At 71.6% G+C, this 17,420-nt stretch carries 19 protein-coding genes; 8 read left to right on the top strand and 11 right to left on the bottom strand.

The features are described from left to right. Nucleotides 1-14: 14 nt before the first annotated feature. The 10 genes from OG594_RS00445 to OG594_RS00400 form a co-directional block, all read right to left on the bottom strand. Nucleotides 15-674 (bottom strand): response regulator transcription factor, encoded by a 660-nt coding sequence (locus OG594_RS00445; RefSeq protein WP_266594527.1) that lies wholly within the window; start codon nt 672-674, stop codon nt 15-17. After that, on the bottom strand, nt 671-2,008 hold the full coding sequence (locus OG594_RS00440; RefSeq protein WP_266594526.1) for a sensor histidine kinase: 1,338 nt from the start codon (nt 2,006-2,008) through the stop codon (nt 671-673). Before OG594_RS00440 ends, OG594_RS00445 begins: the two co-directional genes overlap by 4 nt. An 89-nt stretch (nt 2,009-2,097) precedes the next feature. Continuing rightward, complete coding sequence (locus tag OG594_RS00435; RefSeq protein ID WP_266594525.1) at nt 2,098-2,769, bottom strand: response regulator transcription factor; 672 nt, start codon at nt 2,767-2,769, stop codon at nt 2,098-2,100. After that, nucleotides 2,766-4,085 carry a sensor histidine kinase gene (locus OG594_RS00430; RefSeq protein ID WP_266594524.1) on the bottom strand — a complete coding sequence of 440 codons (1,320 nt, stop codon included), beginning with the start codon at nt 4,083-4,085 and terminating at the stop codon, nt 2,766-2,768. The genes OG594_RS00435 and OG594_RS00430 overlap by 4 nt, the downstream gene beginning before the upstream one ends. A 22-nt stretch (nt 4,086-4,107) precedes the next feature. Beyond that, nucleotides 4,108-5,310 carry an acyltransferase gene (locus OG594_RS00425; RefSeq protein WP_266594523.1) on the bottom strand — a complete coding sequence of 401 codons (1,203 nt, stop codon included), beginning with the start codon at nt 5,308-5,310 and terminating at the stop codon, nt 4,108-4,110. Beyond that, nucleotides 5,303-6,385 (bottom strand): alpha/beta hydrolase, encoded by a 1,083-nt coding sequence (locus tag OG594_RS00420; RefSeq protein WP_266594522.1) that lies wholly within the window; start codon nt 6,383-6,385, stop codon nt 5,303-5,305. The genes OG594_RS00425 and OG594_RS00420 overlap by 8 nt, the downstream gene beginning before the upstream one ends. Nucleotides 6,386-6,592: 207 nt before the next feature. Then, entirely contained in the window at nt 6,593-7,243 is a 651-nt protein-coding gene (locus tag OG594_RS00415) for a LysE family translocator (RefSeq protein ID WP_266594521.1), read from the bottom strand. Nucleotides 7,244-7,248: 5 nt separating this feature from the next. After that, nucleotides 7,249-7,638 (bottom strand): nuclear transport factor 2 family protein, encoded by a 390-nt coding sequence (locus tag OG594_RS00410; protein ID WP_030010939.1) that lies wholly within the window; start codon nt 7,636-7,638, stop codon nt 7,249-7,251. Nucleotides 7,639-7,778: 140 nt separating this feature from the next. After that, nucleotides 7,779-8,264: a MarR family winged helix-turn-helix transcriptional regulator gene (locus OG594_RS00405; RefSeq protein WP_266602491.1), complete on the bottom strand. Its 486-nt coding sequence runs from the start codon at nt 8,262-8,264 to the stop codon at nt 7,779-7,781. Between the two features lie 130 nt (nt 8,265-8,394). Then, nucleotides 8,395-9,024, bottom strand: a complete 630-nt coding sequence (locus tag OG594_RS00400) for a DJ-1/PfpI family protein (protein WP_266594520.1) — start codon at nt 9,022-9,024, stop codon at nt 8,395-8,397. 178 nt (nt 9,025-9,202) lie between these two features. On the opposite strand from OG594_RS00400, the gene OG594_RS00395 reads away from it, so the two are divergent. The 3 genes from OG594_RS00395 (at nt 9,203) to OG594_RS00385 (ending at nt 12,177) form a co-directional block, all read left to right on the top strand. Continuing rightward, nucleotides 9,203-10,564, top strand: a complete 1,362-nt coding sequence (locus tag OG594_RS00395) for an aspartate aminotransferase family protein (protein ID WP_266594519.1) — start codon at nt 9,203-9,205, stop codon at nt 10,562-10,564. Nucleotides 10,565-10,774: 210 nt separating this feature from the next. Further along, on the top strand, nt 10,775-11,440 hold the full coding sequence (locus OG594_RS00390; RefSeq protein ID WP_030010935.1) for a GntR family transcriptional regulator: 666 nt from the start codon (nt 10,775-10,777) through the stop codon (nt 11,438-11,440). An 86-nt stretch (nt 11,441-11,526) separates the two neighbouring features. Further along, nucleotides 11,527-12,177, top strand: coding sequence for a hypothetical protein (locus OG594_RS00385; RefSeq protein ID WP_030010934.1), 651 nt, complete (start codon nt 11,527-11,529; stop codon nt 12,175-12,177). Nucleotides 12,178-12,262: 85 nt separating this feature from the next. Here the strand turns inward: OG594_RS00385 and OG594_RS00380 are convergent, their stop codons facing one another. Then, nucleotides 12,263-13,009: an SLATT domain-containing protein gene (locus tag OG594_RS00380; RefSeq protein WP_266594518.1), complete on the bottom strand. Its 747-nt coding sequence runs from the start codon at nt 13,007-13,009 to the stop codon at nt 12,263-12,265. A 269-nt stretch (nt 13,010-13,278) separates the two neighbouring features. Here OG594_RS00380 and OG594_RS00375 point away from each other — a divergent pair, with 269 nt between their 5' ends. The 5 genes from OG594_RS00375 to OG594_RS00355 all read left to right on the top strand — a co-directional run bounded on the left by OG594_RS00375 (nt 13,279) and on the right by OG594_RS00355 (nt 17,371). Then, on the top strand, nt 13,279-13,623 hold the full coding sequence (locus OG594_RS00375) for a YbaB/EbfC family nucleoid-associated protein (protein WP_189743837.1): 345 nt from the start codon (nt 13,279-13,281) through the stop codon (nt 13,621-13,623). Nucleotides 13,624-13,657: 34 nt separating this feature from the next. Next, nucleotides 13,658-14,257 (top strand): recombination mediator RecR, encoded by a 600-nt coding sequence (gene recR / locus OG594_RS00370; protein ID WP_030010802.1) that lies wholly within the window; start codon nt 13,658-13,660, stop codon nt 14,255-14,257. Continuing rightward, nucleotides 14,250-14,897, top strand: a complete 648-nt coding sequence (locus tag OG594_RS00365; RefSeq protein ID WP_266594517.1) for a DUF5063 domain-containing protein — start codon at nt 14,250-14,252, stop codon at nt 14,895-14,897. Before recR ends, OG594_RS00365 begins: the two co-directional genes overlap by 8 nt. A 129-nt stretch (nt 14,898-15,026) precedes the next feature. Beyond that, nucleotides 15,027-16,301, top strand: a complete 1,275-nt coding sequence (locus tag OG594_RS00360; RefSeq protein ID WP_030726444.1) for an aspartate kinase — start codon at nt 15,027-15,029, stop codon at nt 16,299-16,301. Further along, entirely contained in the window at nt 16,298-17,371 is a 1,074-nt protein-coding gene (locus tag OG594_RS00355) for an aspartate-semialdehyde dehydrogenase (RefSeq protein WP_266594516.1), read from the top strand. Before OG594_RS00360 ends, OG594_RS00355 begins: the two co-directional genes overlap by 4 nt. Nucleotides 17,372-17,420 lie beyond the last annotated feature (49 nt).

Genomic DNA, 17,420 nt, shown 5'->3' with positions numbered 1-17,420 from the left:
GCAGCCGAGCCCGATCAGGCGGGTGTCACCAAGCGGGTCTCGTACGCGTACACGGCCGCCTGTGTCCGGTCCCGCAGGCCCAGCTTCACCAGGATCCGGCTCACATGGGTCTTGATGGTGGACTCGGCGACGACCAGCCGGTCGGCTATCTCCGCATTGGACAGTCCCTGCGCGATCAGTACCAGCACCTCCGTCTCCCGCTCCGTCAGCTCCCCCGTACTCGCCGGGTCCGCCAGCTTGCGGGCCTGGGAGATCTTCGAGAACTCCACGATCAGCCGCTTGGTCACCGAGGGCGCCAGCAGGGCCTCGCCGGCCGCCACCACCCGTACCCCGTCGGCCAGCTGACGGGCCGACGCGTCCTTGAGCAGGAACCCGGAGGCCCCGGCCCGCAGCGCCTGGTACACGTACTCGTCGAGGTCGAAGGTCGTCAGGACCAGCACCTTCGCGTCCGTGTCGGCGGCCACGATCTCCCGAGTGGCCTCCAGCCCGTTCATCCGCGGCATCCGGATGTCCATCAGCACCACGTCCGGCCGCAGCGCCGACACCTGCTCGATGGCCTCCCGGCCGTCGACCGCCTCGCCGACCACCTCGATGCCGTCCATCGCGTTCAGCAGAACGGAGAACCCCTCGCGCACCATCACCTGGTCGTCGACGATCAAGACCCTGATCGTCATACCGTCCCCTCCCGCGCTTCCGGCGCCGGCTCAGCACGGTGGGGCACCGGTATGAACACCGCCACCTCGTACCCGCCCGCCGCCGTCCGGCCGGCCGTCATCTCACCCTCCAGCATGGCCACCCGCTCCCGCATGCCGGTGATTCCGTGCCCGGCCCCCGCCGAGGGCCGCGCGTCCCCGGTCGCCCGGTCGTTGACGATCCGTAGGCCCAGGCCGCCCAGCACGTACGAGACCTCCACCTCGGCCGCAGCCCCCGGCGCGTGCCGCAGCGTGTTGCTGAGGGCCTCCTGGACGATGCGGTACGCCGACAGTTCCACGCCCTGCGGCAGCTCCCGCACCGAGCCCGTGATCGTCTTCTCCACGCTCAGGCCGGCGTCCCGCACATTGGCCAGCAGCCCCTCCAGCGAGGCCAGCGTCGGCTGCGGGGCGTCCGGGGCCTCGTAGTCCGCGGAGCGCACCACGCCCAATACCCGCCGCAGCTCCGTCAGGGCCGCCACCGCGTTCTCCCGGATGGTGACGAACGCCGCCTCCAGCTCCGGCGGCGGGTTCTTCACCCGGTACGGCGCGGCCTCCGCCTGGATCGCCACCACCGACATGTGGTGGGCCACCACATCGTGCAGCTCCCGCGCGATCGTGGTCCGCTCCTCCAACAGCGTCCGCTTGTCCCGCTCGACGGCCGTGACCTCCTGCTGCGCGCTCACCTCGGCCCGGGCATCACGGCGTATCCGGATACTGCTGGCAATCACCAGGGCGAAGGCCGAGGCCACCGCCATCTCGGGCAGGTTCGACCCCCAGTGGCCGCTGAACATCACGGAGAGTGCGGATCCCAGCACCAGGGTGAGCGTCCACATCCAGGCCGCCAACCGCGGCCCGGTCCGCAGCGTGACGAGGAACATGACCAGGATGTACGCGAGGAAACTGCTTTCGGTCCAGGGCCAGTTGTAGCCAGTGTCGATGCCGGCCGTCACCACCGTCATCGCGATGGCCGCCCACCATGCGCCGACCGGCCGCACCAGCGTCATCAGGACCGGGGCCGCGGTCAGCATCGCCATCGCGATCGGTCTCAGGTCGCCCCAGGCGGCCAACTGCGTGTTGAGCGCGGTCAGCCCGACGAGGAAGGCCAGGATCGCCACCGCCGCATGCCGCCGCCAGGGCGCGTACCGGCGCAGCACCCCGGGAAGTCGGCGCACGAAACGCCCGGAGGTCTCCGCCAGGGGCAGCGGCCGGTAGGCCAAGGCATCGGTGACGAGGTCCCGGCGAAGGGTCGCGATCACCTCAGATGCCAGTCGGAACTCAGGTGCCCGGGATGTTCCCCCGGTGGTCGTCTCGGTCATACACACCACCGTAGGTCCGTACCGGCCTCGTCCGCGTCGCCGCTGATGGGGATTTCCCGGGGTCCCTCTCAAGTACTACGAGGGTCCACTCAATAGCCCGTCGGGCGGATGAGACCCGTCTCGTACGCGAACACCGCCGCCTGCGTGCGGTCCCGCAGACCCAGCTTCACCAGGATCCGGCTCACATGCGTCTTCACCGTCTGCTCGGCCAGTACCAAGTGCTCCGAGATCTCGGCGTTGGACAAGCCCTGGGCGATCAGCGACAGCACCTCCGTCTCCCGCTCGGTCAGCGCCTCGATCCGGGCCCGTGACGGCGCGCGCGGCGCTCCCAGCCGGGAGAACTCCGTGATCAGCCGCTTCGTGATGTTCGGCGAGAGCAGCGCCTCGCCGGCCGCCACCACCCGCACCGCCTCGGCGAGCTGGTCGGCGGACGCGTCCTTGAGCAGGAATCCGGAGGCCCCGGCCCGCAGCGCCTCGTACACGTACTCGTCGAGATCGAAGGTGGTCAGCACCAGCACCTTCACCGCGGCGTCGGGCACCGAGGTGATGACGGAGGTGGCCTCGATCCCGCCCATTCCCGGCATCCGGATGTCCATCAGCACCACGTCCGGAGCCAGCTCCGCGACCTTCGCCACCGCGTCCGCCCCGTCCACGGCCTGCCCCACGACCTCTATGTCGGGCTGCGCGTTGAGAAGCACGGTGAAGCCCTGCCGGACCATCATCTGGTCGTCGGCGATCATCACCTTGATCGGGGTGCTCATGGGGTCCTCTTCGTCTCGGAGTCGGGGACCGCGGACAGGTCCTGCGGATCCATCGGGAGTACGGCGCTCACCTCGTACCCCCCGTCGGGGCGCGGGCCGGCGGCCAGTTCGCCCCCCAGCATGCCTGCCCGCTCCCGCATCCCAAGCAGCCCGTGCCCCGCACCGGGCGAGGGCGGGGCCGCCCGGGTCGGCGCGCTGTTCGCGACGCACAGGTGCAGATCGCGCGGCCCGTACGCGATGCCCACCTCCACCCGTGAACCGGGCGCATGGCGCAGGGCGTTGCTCAGCGCCTCCTGCACGATCCGGTACGCGGTGAGCTCCACGCCCGGGGTCAGCGGCCGGCGTATCCCCGCGATCTCGGTCGTGACGTCCAGACCCGCCCCCCGCACGTTGTCCACGAGGCCGTCCAGCTCACCGAGGGTGGGCTGCGGATGATGGGGGTTCGCGGGATCGTCGGGCCGCTCGGACCGCAGCACGCCCAGCACCCGCCGCAGCTCCGTCAGCGCCTCCAGCGCGTTCTCCCGGATGCCGGCCAGATTCTCCTTGAGCTCCTCGGACGGGTTCTCCACCAGGTGCGGGGCAACCTGCGCCTGGATGGAGATCACCGACATGTGGTGGGCGACGACGTCGTGCAGTTCGCGGGCGATCCGGCTGCGCTCCTCCAGCAGGGTGCGCCGCGCCCGCTCCTCCTCGGTGAGGGTCTCCTGCTCGACGAGTTTGCCGCGGGTGAGGCGGGTGGCCCGCAGGGCGTAGCCGAGGATCCCCACGAACCCGAAGAGGAGGACCACGCCGCCGATGATGGTCTGGCTCTGCGGCGGCCTGAGGACGATGTCGGCCAGTCCGTTGAGGGTGAGCGTGATGCCGATGACCGACGCGGTCACCTTGGGCGGCACCCGCAGGGCGACCATCAGGAGCACGGGCGCGAGCGTGAACGGCCCGACGGGCGTCCAGGGCCACGACTGTCCCTGCCCGACGTGGTCGTGGATGGCCCAGGCGACCAGGCCGGAGGTGAGGAGCCCGAGCCACCAGGCGGCGATCGGCCGGAACATGCTGAGCACGATGGACGCGGAAGTCAGCAGCGACAGCACCACCAGTGCCGAACCGCGCACCTTGTAATGGTCGTTCATCAGCATCGCGGTGAGGACGCCGCAGGGAATGGCCACGTAGCAGAGGACCACGTGCGGCAGCCAGGCCAGCCAGCGCGGCCGCGCCATCTTCGGCAGGGGGTCCCGCCGCAGGGTGAACAACTCCCGTGCCAGGCCGCGCGGCAGGCGGATGCGGACGTCGGCGGCGGGTGGCTCGGTCTGCTGGTTCACGCCGTCCAGGCTAAGGCGGGCCCTAGACATGGTTGATCTCCTCGGCGGGGTCCGTCCTGGGGCGGGGGACCGCGGCAGTACGGGCGGTACGGGACGGCTTCGGACGGCCGGTGGCCTGTTCGTGGATGCGGAACGCGGCCCAGCAGAGCGACAGCGCGGCGGCGAACACGGGCAACCACAGCAGCCGGGCCGCTATCCAGCCCACCGAGTCGGGCACCGTGTGCAGCCCGGGCAGGTCGGCCGGGACCAGCAGCCCGAGGGCGGTGACGGCCATCATGGCGGTCTGGTGCCACAGGAAGACGGTCATGGCGGAGAGGTTCACCAGGGCCACCTTCGCCCAGGCCGTCGGCCGCCGCATGGCCCGGGCGAGCGGGTCGCGCACCAGGAGCGCCAGCCCGCACTGGGCCAGCCCGAAGGCGGCCGCCGCCAGCGTCGGCGGGTTCAGGTTCGAGACGGCGGCCCCGGGGACACCCACCATCGACGCCGGGTACCCGCCCCAGAGGACCAGCGCGGCCGTGGCCAGGACTCCCGCGCCGAGCAGGAGCAGCGCCCGGTCGCGCCGGGCGAACGCCCCGCGGGACCAGGCGGCGCCCAAGGTGAAGGGGACGAGCCAGCCCGCGGCCACATTGACCCAGCCGATCCACTCGGGGCCCGCCAGCCCGAAGCGCCACACGTCGACGGCAGCGACCACGGCCAGCGGCCACAGCGGGCTGAGCCGGGCCACGAGCGGGGTCGCGGCGGTGAGCGCGGCGAACACCAGCAGGAACCACAGCGGCGACAGCACCAGCGTGACCAGCGAACGGACGGTGGCGAACTCCGCCCCGCCGATCAGCATCCCGACCGCGACGACCGCCCAGAGAACCAGCACCGCGGCGACCGGACGGAACAGTCGTCCCAGCCGCTGCCCGGCCCATGCGCCGTACGAGAGGCCGCGCTCGCGCGCCGACGCGTACCCGCGAGCGGCGACATGGCCGCCCACCAGGAAGAAGACGGACAACGTCTGGAACACCCAGGACACCGGGGCCAGCCACGGCATGTGCACCAGCGGGCTGGTCGTGCTCAGACCGCCGTCGCGTGCGGTCAGCGCGGTGACCAACCAGTGGCCGAGGACCACGCCGAGGATCGCGAAGGCCCGCAGCGCGTCCACGGCCCGGTCGCGGTCGGCCGGGGTGGCGGCGTCGATGCCCGCGGCCAGGGTCGACCACCGGGCGCGGAACTCAACCATGGTCGGCCTCCGATGCGGTGGTGGTGCCGAGGACGATGGCGGCCAGGCTGTCGAGGGACTCGGTGCCCGGCTTGAGGTAGTCGCTGTGCCCGACGGCGCCGGCGGTGAAGGCCCGGGCCCCAAAGGCGGGGTCGACCGGGTCGGTGCCGAAACCGATCCCGCCGAACCGCACGTGCGGGACGTTTCCTATCCAGTCGCCGCTGCCCCGGCCGGCCCAGACGCGGGCCCCGGTCGGCAGCTCACGGGCGGATCCGGCCCCGGTGCCCGGGCTGCCGAACAGCGCCATGTCGCTGACCGCGGACCCGGTGGCGGTCCGGGCGCAGACCACGGATCCGTAGGAGTGGCACAGGAGGGAGAGCCGGGCACCGGGCCCCGACATGTCGCGCAACCGGTCCAGGAAGGGGGCCAGTTCGGCAGCGGCCGCGTCGGCCCGGTCGGCGCTCAGGACGGTGGTGCTCACCGTTCCTGGGGTGTCGTACCCGAGCCAGGCGACCACGGCGGAGCGCGGATGCTCGGCTTGCAGGCGCTGCTGGAGGGAGACGGCTCCGGCACGGAACCGCTCGTAGGTGTCCAGCGTGGTGTCGGACCCGGGCACCAGGACGGCGACCCGGTCGGCGCTCTCCAACTCGCCGAACACCTCCACGGCGCGGCCCCTGCCGCGGCCGTCGAAGGTGAGGAACTGGGCCGCTCCGCCCGACCCCATGGCGCGCAGCCTGGCTGCCCGGCCGGGGCGGTCGGCGTCCTCGGCGGTACGGGCCGCCTCGGCGAGGTTGGCGCTGTTGGCGGCGTACCGGCTGCGGGGGGTGGCGTCCTCGGAGAACGTGGCGGGCGCGGGGGACGGGACGTTCGGGGAGGCCGCTGCGGACACGGGGACCACCACGGCCGCGGCGACCAGAGCGGCCAGCAGGCCTCGGCGCAGCCGTCCACCACCACCGGATCCCGCCCTGCTCGTGGAGAGCGCCGTACCCGTGGAGAGCGTCGTGCCCGACCCGCGGGTCCTTCCGGTGGTCCCGGCCCGCGTCCCCGCCCCGGCCTGAGTCCTGGTCCCGGCCTGCGTCCCCGTCCCCGTTGTCATGGTCCTCTTCCTTCGGTCGCCGGAAGAGCCGTGAACGCTCTTCTCTGCTACCGAAGTTAGAAATCCGGGCCCGTGGTCGGCGTCACGCCATGGAGCCGTGTTCGCGCGTAGCTCTCAGGTATGACAGGGGATACCTGCGAGCCAGGGGTACGACTGTCGCGACGTCACGACCGTCGCGACGTCACGACGTCACGACCGCTTCGACCATCACGTCGTCGCCACCCGCACGCCGAAGCCGATCAGGACGACACCCGTCGTCCGGTCCAGTGCCCGCCGGACCCGCGGCCGCGCGAAGAACCGCCCGGCGCGCGACAGCACGTACACGTACGTGCCCAGCCAGACCACCGTCAGCAGCACATGGAGCAGGACCAGCAGCGCCATGCCGAGCGCCGGCCGCAGGCCGGGCGGGGCGAGGGCGGGCAGCAGACCCGTGTAGAAGACGGCGATCTTGGGATTGAGGACGTTGGAGACCAGGCCGGTGCGCCAGGCTCCGCCGCCGCCCGACCCGGACCGCCCCTGCGCGCGCTCCCCGCGCTCCCCGCGCTCGTCGAGCTCCCCCCGCGCCAAGGGTTCCGCACCCGGCCGCAGCAGCGCCCGGGCGCCGAGCCAACACAGGTACGCGGCCCCCGCCAGCTTCACCACCAGGTACACCTCGGCCGAGGCGGCGAGCAGCGCCGCGAGCCCCGCCACGGTGAGGGCGCCCCAGATCAGCAGCCCGACGGCGATCCCGGCGACGGTGCGCAGTCCGTCACCGCGCCCCCGGGTGACGGCCCGTTTCGTGACGATCGCCATGTCCGGGCCGGGGACGAGGGTGAGGAGCGCCAGGACCCCGGTCGCGCCGAGAAGAGCGGTGAGCACGCGGCTCAGTCTGCCACCAGGGGTTCGACGTAGCCCGCCCGCCAGCGGGGAGCCGGGTCCTGGCCGGGGCTGGTCCAGTACTCCCTCGCCCCCACGATCTCCCCGTCCCGCACGGTCCAGAGGGAGACGGCCCGGTAGACGACGTGGTCCTGAGGTATCTCCACCTCGGTGACCACGAGGTTCCCGTCGGCCAGGATCCGCAGCAGTTCCACGGATCTCTCGTCCGCGTAGCCGTCGTCGCTGTTCACGGCTATGAAGTTGGCGCGCCCCACGATGCGCTCACCGCTCACGGGCCATTCGATGACCGCGTCTTCGGCGATGAGCCCGGCCACGCCGTCCCAGTCGCGTGCCTCGATTCGCTCCCACAGTTGTGCCACTACCTTCAACGGCTCCATGTGCCGCAGTGTCCGACAGCCCCGTTATACGTAACAAGCTTTGCTTGCAGGCTTATTGACTTCGACACAATCGCTGCGGCGGGCCTCCGCGGCGCGGTCAGGGCGCCACGGGCACGGCGCCGCTGCGGTGCCGTCCGGGCTCACTCCGGCGCGGGTGCGGGAACGGCGGCGGACGGTGCCGCGGACGACGTGGCGGACGGTGCGGCGGACTCCAGCGCGTCCAGTGCCGAGGCCAGCCGCTCCAGTGCGCGGACCGTCTCCGCGAAGGCGGCATCGCCCAGCTCCGCCGTGAGGCGGGCCGCCAGGGCCGCGTGCCCCGGGCCGATCCGGTCCACCGCGCCCCGCCCCTCCTCCGTGGGCCGCAGCAGCTTCGCCCGCCGGTGGGCGGGGTTCGGGGCGTATTCCGCCAGCCCCTTGGCGACCAGCAGGTCCGCGATGCGCTGCACGCTCTGCCGGGTGATGCCCATGCTCCGGGCGATGCCCGCGACGGGCAGCGGCTCCCGCAGTACCGCGCCCAGGACCTGCCACCAGGCAGCCGTCAGCCCGGCCGGCTTGGCCAGCTCCTCCGAGATGGCGAGGAACTGGCCGTTCAGCCGGAACACCCCGAGCGCGGTGCGGCTCAGCAGGTCCTGCTGGGTACGGCCGTCCTTGAGGTCCGCGGGATCGCCAAGCTCCGCGCGGCCGCCGGGGTCCCCGACGCCCCCGAGATCCCCGGCGCCCCCGAGGTTCCCTGCGGGCAGCGGCTCGTGCGTCGCCTCACGCATCGCCGGCCGCCGATGCCGCCATCAGGACCGGGTACGCGCTGACGTCCGAGTCGTGGAAGAGCCCGTACCAGGCGTCCAGGACGTCCGGCTTGTAGACGTCCAGGCGGGCGAAGACCTCGCGGGCGAAGGCCACCGGTTCCGTCGGCCCCGCCGTGATCAGGTCGCCGTCGGTCACCGCGTCGGCGTCGACGTAGCGCTCGGCACCCCCGTAGCCGGCCTGCTCGGCCAGGTAGAAGGAAGCGGCGCTGGTGTGGGTCCGGCCGTCCAGCAGGCCCTCGCGGGCGAGGCCGGCGGTGGCTCCGCAGATCGCCGCGACCGGCACTCCGGCGGCCAGGAACTCCCGCGCCTTGGCCGCGAACGGCGCCAGATCGTCGCTCGTGTCCCACAGGGACGCGCCCGTGAGGATCAGCAGCGAGGAGTCCTCCGGTCGCAGGTCGGCCAGGGCCAGGTCAGGCTGGATGCGGACGCCGCCCATGGTGGTGACCTGCTGCGCGGCGCTCGGGCCGACCGTGCGCACGGTGTGGCCGCGCTGGGTGAGGTGCGCGGTGGTGTGGCCGGTCTCCCAGTCCGCGTACGTGTCGTAGACCGCGAGGTGGACGGGCTTGCGCGGGGTCTCGCTCATGGTGCTTTCGCCTCCAGCGTGGTTCCTGCTCTATGACAATAGACTGTCATAACGACAGGATACTGTCAATCCAGCGCAGGGGCTGAGCCGCCTCACAGACAGACTGCCGAGAGCGGCCCCCCACCCCCATACAGTCCGCCGATATCCCGCCCCACCTGCGCACTTCTAGCGTGACGACATGACCCCTCATGTCACCTCGCACACCCTTGCCACCGTGAAGGACGCAGATCGGAAGCACGTCTTCCACTCCTGGTCCGCCCAGGCCCTGATCGACCCCCTCGCCGTCGCCGGGGCCGAGGGGTCGTACTTCTGGGACTACGAAGGCAAGCGGTTCCTCGACTTCTCCTCCCAGCTGGTGAACACCAACATCGGCCACCAGCACCCCAAGGTCGTCGCCGCGATCCAGGAGCAGGCCGCCCGGCTCTGCACCCTCGCGCCCGGCTTCGCCGTCGACGTCCGCTCCGAGGCCGCACGCCTCATCGCCGAGCGGACCCCGGGCGACCTGGACAAGGTCTTCTTCACCAACGGCGGCGCCGAGGCCGTCGAGAACGCCGTGCGCATGGCCCGTCTGCACACGGGCCGCGCCAAGGTGCTCTCGACCTACCGCTCCTACCACGGGGCCACCGCCGCCGCGATCAACCTGACCGGCGACCCGCGCCGCTGGCCCTCCGACACGGCCGCCGCCGGCGTCGTGCACTTCTGGGGCCCGTACCTCTACCGCTCCGCCTTCCACGCCACCACCGAGGCCGAGGAATGCGAGCGCGCCCTCGCCCACCTCGCCGACACCATCGCCTTCGAGGGGCCGCAGACCATCGCGGCGATCATCCTCGAGAGCGTGCCGGGCACCGCGGGCATCATGGTCCCGCCCGCCGGCTACCTCGCGGGCGTCCGCGAGCTCTGCGACCGCTACGGCATCGTCTTCATCCTGGACGAGGTCATGGCCGGCTTCGGCCGCACCGGCACGTGGTTCGCCGCCGACCACTGGGGCGTCACCCCCGACCTGATCACCTTCGCCAAGGGCGTGAACAGCGGCTACGTCCCGCTCGGCGGCGTGGCCATCTCGGCCGCCATCGCCGAGACCTTCGCCACCCGCCCCTACCCGGGCGGACTGACGTACTCCGGCCACCCCCTGGCCTGCGCCGCCGCCGTCGCGACGATCAACACGATGGAGGAGGAGGGCATCGTCGAGCACGCCGCCCACCTCGGTGAGAACGTGATCGGCCCGGCCCTCGCCGAGATCGCCGAGCGCCACCCCTCGGTCGGCGAGGTCCGCGGGCTGGGCGCCTTCTGGGCCCTGGAACTCGTACGGGACAAGGAGACGCGCGAGCCGCTCGTGCCGTACAACGCGGCCGGTGCGGACAACGCGCCGATGGCCGAGTTCGCGGCGGCCTGCAAGGCGTCGGGCCTGTGGCCCTTCGTGAACATGAACCGCACCCACGTGGTCCCGCCCTGCAACGTCACCGAGGCGGAGGCCAAGGAGGGCCTGGCCCTGCTGGACGAGGCGCTGACGGTCGCCGACCGCCACACCACGGCCGGCTAGACCCGCCCGCCCGGGGGGACGGGGTCCGGTCGGCATCCACACCCACACCCACACCCACACACCCACACCCACACTCACACCCACACCCGGATCCGGACCCGCACCCGGGCACCGGGTGCGGGTGTCAGATATCGGTTAGCTACCGATCGGTTTTCGGCCGCGCTGTCTGGCCTATGGTGTCCGGAGCTCTACGACAGGAGACGGACCCCTATGCCAGGCAGCGGAGCTGTCACCCGCAACACACTTCGCCAGCAGATCGCGGACGCGCTGCGTGACGAGGTGCTCGCGGGACGCCTGCCTCCGGGGACCGAGTTCACCGTCAAGCAGATCGCCGAGCAGTACGAGGTCTCCGCGACCCCGGTGCGCGAGGCGCTCGTGGACCTCTCGGCCCAAGGGCTGCTCGAACTGGTCCAGCACCGCGGCTTCCGCGTGCGGATCTTCTCCGTGGACGACTTCCGGGGCATGGTCGAGGCGCGCTCGCTCGTCGTGGACGGGATCTTCCGCCGCCTCGCCGAGCGCGGCACCACCCCCGGCTCCGCCGAGCTGCTGGTGTCGGTGCGCCGCCGGGGCGAGGAGGCCCGACGGGCCGCGCAGAGCGGTTCGCTCGAGGTACTGATCGGCTACGACCTGCGCTTCTGGCGGGAGCTGAGCGGGCTGGTCGCCAACACCTACATCTCCGAGTTCCTGCACCGCATCCGCGTGCAGTGCTGGGTCTTCGCCGTCCCCCACCTCCAGCGCGAGCCGCAGCTGCGGGCGGCACTGTGGGACGGCCACAGCGAGCTGGTGGACGCGGTGACGCTGGCCGACGCCGAGGCGGTGCGCGGCATCGTGCGCGGCTACAACGAGCACGCGTTGGCCTGGGCCGCCCGCCTCTGAGGGCCGAGGTTCTGCGCACCCCTTCGCGGAGGGTGTCCGGCCCACTACGCTGGCCGGATCGGCGACAACGACTGATCGGAGGCCGAGTGGCCTGTGACCTGTGGCTGGTCCCCCTTGTCGACGTGCTGTGCCACAGCCCCGACAACCCCTTCGCGGAAGAGATCGCCTCGTACGACAGGGCGTTGGGCGCGGCCGGACTGCCGTCCGTGCCCGTGTTCGCGTACATGCCGGGCCTGAGCGGGGACGTCGCCCCCGTCGCCGGCTTCGACTACGACGCCCTGCACTTCCTGAGGCGGGCGTACATGCTCCAGCTCTGCGGGCTGCCCGTGACCCCGGTGGACGAGCTCGGCGGGGACTACGAGCAACTGCTGGAGATGTTCGAGCCCACGGCCCAGCAGTCGCACCTGGTGTGGCACTACGACCATGCCGGGGCCTACGTCCCGGTGGACTTCGCGGCTCCGCTGGCGAACGAGGAGCTGCTGGCCGGGGGCGGGCCGCTGGGGTCCGGGCAGGGGCTGCTGCGGGAGCTGCTGTTCGTGGCCCCCGCCATCGGGATAGACCCGGGGAACCCGCCCGCCGCACCGGCGCCGCCGGGGCGGCCGACGCTGCTGGAGGAGCCGGCGGGGCCGATTCCGTACGACGACAGCCCCTTCGCCCGTGAGCGGCACGTGTGGCTGGGACTGCACGCGGCGGCGACGCGGAGCCTCGGCCAAGGATCGATGATCATCTTCAGCTGAGCGGTGCCGGTGGGCGGGGTACGGGGACGAGTACGAGTACGGGTCCGCTGCGCGGAATTCCAGCCCCCGCCCGCCCCCGCCCGTCTCAGCGCGGCTGCTCCGGCGGCCGCTGCCGGGGCATGTTCGGTCTGGTGCCCGGCGGCAGCGGGAAGCGGGCGGGCGGGACGTTCGCGTCCGGGCGCCCCCCGGAGGCCCCCAGCGACTGCATCACCAGCGGCGCGGGCCCGGCCCGGAATTCCACCATCCAGTCCGCCGTCTCGGACCGCACCAGCTCGGTGATGTCTTCCGAGAAGCGGCGCAGCACGGTCAGGCACCGCTCCGCGGCCTCGCTGGCCGTGCCCTCGGTGGGGCCGAGCACCTCGCGCACGTTCTCCGAGGCCCAGTCGAACTGGAGGGTCTGGAGCCGGCGCTGTACGGCCTGGGCCGTGGCCACGTTCCGCATCCACCCGGACGTCAGCCCGAAGAACCGGTCGCAGGCCAGCGCGGCCGCGCCCAGCAGCAGCGCGAGGTAGCCGTACGTGGAGGCGCCCGGGATCGAGCCCGTCAGTTCCAGCAGCGGCATCGAGGCACCCGTGACGGCACCCACGGCCGCCCCGGCGCGCAGCACGCGCGCACCGCGCCGCTTCCAGGCCCGGTCGGACAGGTACCACTCGGCGGTGCGCAGAGCATCGGCCTCGACCCGCCGGTAGAGCTCGTCGAGCCGCTCGGCGGGCTCGCCCCAGTCCCCGAGGGGGAACGGCCGGCCGGTCAGATCGCCCGCCGCCATCGGTCCGCCGCCTTCCTCCCGGGGATCCCGGGGTGGCCCCTCGGGCTGCATCTCCGGCTGGCTCACCCGGCACTCCCTCTGCCTGCGCTGACGTGTGGTGGTGCGCGTGTGCGCAATGATGCGCATGCTCTTCCTACCTTCGAATGACGGGCGATGGGCGACGATTCCCGGGATTTCCGCCCGCAAGGAGGTCTCCATCAGGTAAGCGCACGCCGCGTCTCTCACTCGAAAGAGTTGGTCCTCACGGCGTAGGGCGCGGGGCCCGGGGAGCACGTAGGCTCGGATTGACCAGCGTTCCGAAGGTCTCGACGTACGACGTATGGAGTGAGTGCCCTGTGATTCCCGGTGGTGGCCAGCCCAACATGCAGCAGCTGCTCCAGCAGGCCCAGAAGATGCAGCAGGATCTCGCGGCCGCGCAGGAGGAGCTCGCACGGACCGAGGTCGAGGGCCAGGCCGGCGGCGGTCTGGTGCGGGCGACCGTCACCGGATCCGGTGAGCTGCGGGCGCTGGTGATCGACCCGAAGGCCGTGGACCCCCAGGACACGGAGACGCTCGCCGATCTGGTGGTCGCCGCGGTGCAGGCGGCCAACGAGAATGCGCAGGCGCTCCAGCAGCAGAAGCTGGGCCCCCTGGCCCAGGGCCTGGGCGGCGGCAGCGGCATCCCCGGCCTCCCGTTCTAACCCTCTCCCCTACCCGACGAAAGAAGGCAGTCCGTTGTACGAAGGCGTGGTTCAGGACCTGATCGACGAACTGGGCAGGCTGCCCGGCGTCGGGCCCAAGAGCGCGCAGCGGATCGCCTTCCACATCCTGCAGGCCGAGCCCACCGACGTCCGCCGCCTCGCGCACGCGCTGCTGGAGGTCAAGGACAAGGTCCGGTTCTGCGCGGTGTGCGGGAACGTGGCACAGGAGGAGCGGTGCGGCATCTGCCGCGACCCGCGCCGGGACACCACGGTCATCTGTGTCGTCGAGGAGCCGAAGGACGTCGTCGCGATCGAGCGGACGCGCGAGTTCCGAGGTAAGTACCACGTCCTCGGCGGCGCGATCAGCCCGATCGAGGGCGTCGGCCCGGACGACCTGCGCATCCGCGAGCTGCTGGCGCGCCTGGCCGACGGCGAGGTGACCGAGCTGATCCTGGCCACCGACCCGAACCTGGAGGGCGAGGCGACCGCCACCTACCTTGCCCGCATGATCAAGCCCATGGGCCTGAAGGTCACCCGCCTGGCCAGCGGACTCCCCGTCGGGGGAGATCTGGAGTACGCGGACGAGGTCACGCTCGGGCGGGCCTTTGAAGGAAGGCGACTTCTCGATGTCTGACGCAACGCTGCACGCCCTGGGCCAGGATCCGGACGACTTCGCCGTCCAGATCTCGGACCAGATCGAGTCCTTCATCGTCGCGGTCACCGAGGTGGCCAAGGGCGAGGACCCGGACAGCGCGGTGCCCTTCCTCCTCCTGGAGGTGTCCCAGCTGCTGCTGGCGGGCGGCCGGCTGGGCGCGTACCAGGACGTGCTGCCCGACGAGCGCTACGAGCCCGACCTCGGCCCGGAGCCGGACGTCGACGAGCTGCGCGAGCGGTTCGCCTACATGCTGGAGCCGGTCGACGTGTACTCGGAGGTCTTCGACCCCTACGAGCCGCGCAAGGCCCCGGTCGCGCACCGGATCTCCGACGACCTGGCCGACGTGGTGGCGGACCTGCGGCACGGGCTGGCGCACTACCGGGCGGGGCGGACCACCGAGGCGTTGTGGTGGTGGCAGTTCTCGTACTTCACCAACTGGGGTCCGACGGCCTCGGCGACCCTGCGCGCGCTGCAGTCGCTGGTGGCCCACGTACGTCTGGACCAGCCGCTGGCGGCGCTGGACGGCCTGGACACGGACGAGGACCTGGCCGAGGACGACCTCGCGGAACAGGCCGGACAGGTCATGGCCGAGGAGCTCGGCGGCCTCGGCCGCACCTGAGCGAACGCGGCGGCCGGACCGGGAACTCATTCTCTGATCTTCTCGTCTCATGATGTGGTACGAGGCGGTCGGATCCCGGTCGCTCGTTACACTGCACCAGCAATGAGACTGACTGAGCGAGGAGCGCACGTGGGCCTTGTCGTGCAGAAGTACGGAGGCTCCTCCGTAGCCGATGCCGAGGGCATCAAGCGCGTCGCCAAGCGGATCGTGGATGCCAAGAAGAACGGCCACCAGGTGGTCGTCGTGGTTTCCGCGATGGGCGACACGACGGACGAGCTGATCGATCTCGCCGAGCAGGTATCGCCGATGCCTGCCGGGCGCGAATTCGACATGCTGCTGACCGCCGGGGAGCGGATCTCCATGGCCCTGCTGGCCATGGCGATCAAAAACCTGGGCCACGAGGCCCAGTCGTTCACCGGTAGCCAGGCAGGCGTGATCACCGACTCGGTCCACAACAAAGCGCGCATCATCGATGTCACGCCGGGCCGGATCCGCACCGCGCTGGACGAGGGCAACATCGCCATCGTCGCGGGCTTCCAGGGGGTGTCCGCGGACTCCAAGGACATCACCACCCTCGGCCGGGGCGGCTCGGACACCACCGCCGTCGCGCTCGCCGCGGCGTTGGACGCCGAGGTGTGCGAGATCTACACCGACGTCGACGGCGTCTTCACCGCGGACCCCCGCGTCGTGAAGAAGGCCAAGAAGATCGACTGGATCTCCTCCGAGGACATGCTGGAGCTCGCGGCCTCCGGTTCCAAGGTGCTGCTGCACCGCTGCGTCGAGTACGCGCGCCGCTACAACATCCCGATCCACGTCCGCTCGTCCTTCTCCGGACTGCCGGGCACCTGGGTCAGCAACGAGAATCCGCAAGGGGACGCGCAGGTGGAGCACGCCATCATCTCCGGAGTCGCGCACGACGTCTCCGAAGCCAAGATCACGGTCGTCGGTGTCCCGGACAAGCCGGGCGAGGCCGCGGCGATCTTCCGCGCCATCGCGGACGCCGAGATCAACATCGACATGATCGTGCAGAACGTCTCCGCGGCCTCCACGGGCCTCACGGACATCTCCTTCACGCTCCCCAAGACCGAGGGCCACAAGGCCATCGAGGCGCTGGAGAAGGCGAAGGGCGCGATCGGCTTCGACTCCCTGCGCTACGACGACCAGATCGGCAAGATCTCCCTGGTCGGCGCGGGCATGAAGACGAACCCGGGCGTCACCGCCTCCTTCTTCCAGGCGCTGTCCGACGCGGGCGTGAACATCGAGCTGATCTCGACCTCCGAGATCCGCATCTCGGTCGTCACCCGCCAGGACGACGTCAACGAAGCCGTCCGCGCCGTGCACACGGCCTTCGGCCTCGACTCCGACAGCGCCGAAGCCGTCGTCTACGGAGGCACCGGACGATGACCCGCACCCGGTCCTCCGGCCCGGCACTCGCCGTGGTCGGGGCGACCGGAGCAGTCGGTTCGGTCCTGCTCCAGATGCTGTCCCTGCGGGCCGACGTCTGGGGCGAGATCCGCCTGATCGCCTCCGCGCGCTCGGCCGGCCGCATGCTGGCCGTCCGTGCGGAGGAGACCGAGGTGATCGCCCTCACCGAGGACGCCTTCGACGGCCTCGGACCGGGCGACATCGCCCTCTTCCTCACCCCGGCCGAGATCTCGGCCCGGTGGGCCCCCGTGGTCACCACGCGCGGCTCGGTCGTCATCGACCTGTCCGCCGCCTTCCGGGAGGACCCCGAAGTCCCGTTGGTGGTGCCCGAGGTCAACGGGCACGCCGTACGGATCCGGCCGCGCGGGATCGTCGCCGGCCCGGACTGCGTGACCGCCACCATGGTCGCGGCCCTGGGCGCGCTGCACTCCGAGTACTCCCTCTGCGACCTGGTCGTCTCCTCGTACCAGGCCGCGAGCGCCGCCGGTCGGGCCGGTTCCGAGGCGCTGCGCCGCCAGCAGTCGTTGATCGCCGGGACCTCCCTGGGCGAGCAGCCCGGGGACGTCCGCCGCGCCGTGGGCGAGGACACCGGCCCCTTCGCGGCCCCGCTCGCCCTCAACGTCGTGCCCTGGTCCGGCGAGTTGCGCGCGGACGGCTGGTCCTCGCACGAGCTGGCGGTACGCGGGGAGACGCGCCGGATCCTGGAGCTGGAGCAGCTCCCGGTGTCGGTGACCTGCGTCCAGGTGCCCGTGCTGACCGGGCATTCGCTGACCGTGCGGGCCCGGTTCGAGCGCGAGGTGGAGGCCGCGCACGCCCGGGAGATCCTGGAGGCCGCGCCCGGCGTGGTGCTCGTGGACGACCCGGCCGCCGGGGAGTTCCCCACCCCCGTCGACGCCGCCGGGACGGATCCCGCCTGGGTGGGGCGGGTGCGGGCCTCGCTCGACGATCGTCACGCCCTGGAGTTCTTCGTGTGCGCCGACAATCTCCGCAAGGGCGCAGCGCTGAATGCCACACAGATTGCGGAACTGATCGCAGGTGAATTTGCGTAATTCGCTTTGTAGGATCGGTGCTGATCCCTTGATCAAGGTGATGGCCCGA

This window comes from Streptomyces sp. NBC_01214 (assembly GCF_026340975.1).
Taxonomy (GTDB): Bacteria; Actinomycetota; Actinomycetes; order Streptomycetales; family Streptomycetaceae; genus Streptomyces.
The sequence above is the reverse complement of the archived record's forward strand: the minus strand, read 5'-3'. Positions and strand labels throughout refer to the sequence as shown.

Bases quoted from the DNA above. Each gene is read 5' to 3' on its own strand.
- OG594_RS00435 (WP_266594525.1), bottom strand. From the start codon at position 2,769: ATGAGCACCCCGATCAAGGTGATGATCGCCGACGACCAGATGATGGTC.
- OG594_RS00365 (WP_266594517.1), top strand. From the start codon at position 14,250: ATGTCTGACGCAACGCTGCACGCCCTGGGCCAGGATCCGGACGACTTC.
- OG594_RS00445 (WP_266594527.1), bottom strand. From the start codon at position 674: ATGACGATCAGGGTCTTGATCGTCGACGACCAGGTGATGGTGCGCGAG.
- OG594_RS00420 (WP_266594522.1), bottom strand. From the start codon at position 6,385: ATGACAACGGGGACGGGGACGCAGGCCGGGACCAGGACTCAGGCCGGG.
- OG594_RS00425 (WP_266594523.1), bottom strand. From the start codon at position 5,310: ATGGTTGAGTTCCGCGCCCGGTGGTCGACCCTGGCCGCGGGCATCGAC.
- OG594_RS00410 (WP_030010939.1), bottom strand. From the start codon at position 7,638: ATGGAGCCGTTGAAGGTAGTGGCACAACTGTGGGAGCGAATCGAGGCA.
- OG594_RS00390 (WP_030010935.1), top strand. From the start codon at position 10,775: ATGCCAGGCAGCGGAGCTGTCACCCGCAACACACTTCGCCAGCAGATC.
- OG594_RS00395 (WP_266594519.1), top strand. From the start codon at position 9,203: ATGACCCCTCATGTCACCTCGCACACCCTTGCCACCGTGAAGGACGCA.
- OG594_RS00355 (WP_266594516.1), top strand. From the start codon at position 16,298: ATGACCCGCACCCGGTCCTCCGGCCCGGCACTCGCCGTGGTCGGGGCG.
- OG594_RS00440 (WP_266594526.1), bottom strand. From the start codon at position 2,008: ATGACCGAGACGACCACCGGGGGAACATCCCGGGCACCTGAGTTCCGA.
- OG594_RS00400 (WP_266594520.1), bottom strand. From the start codon at position 9,024: ATGAGCGAGACCCCGCGCAAGCCCGTCCACCTCGCGGTCTACGACACG.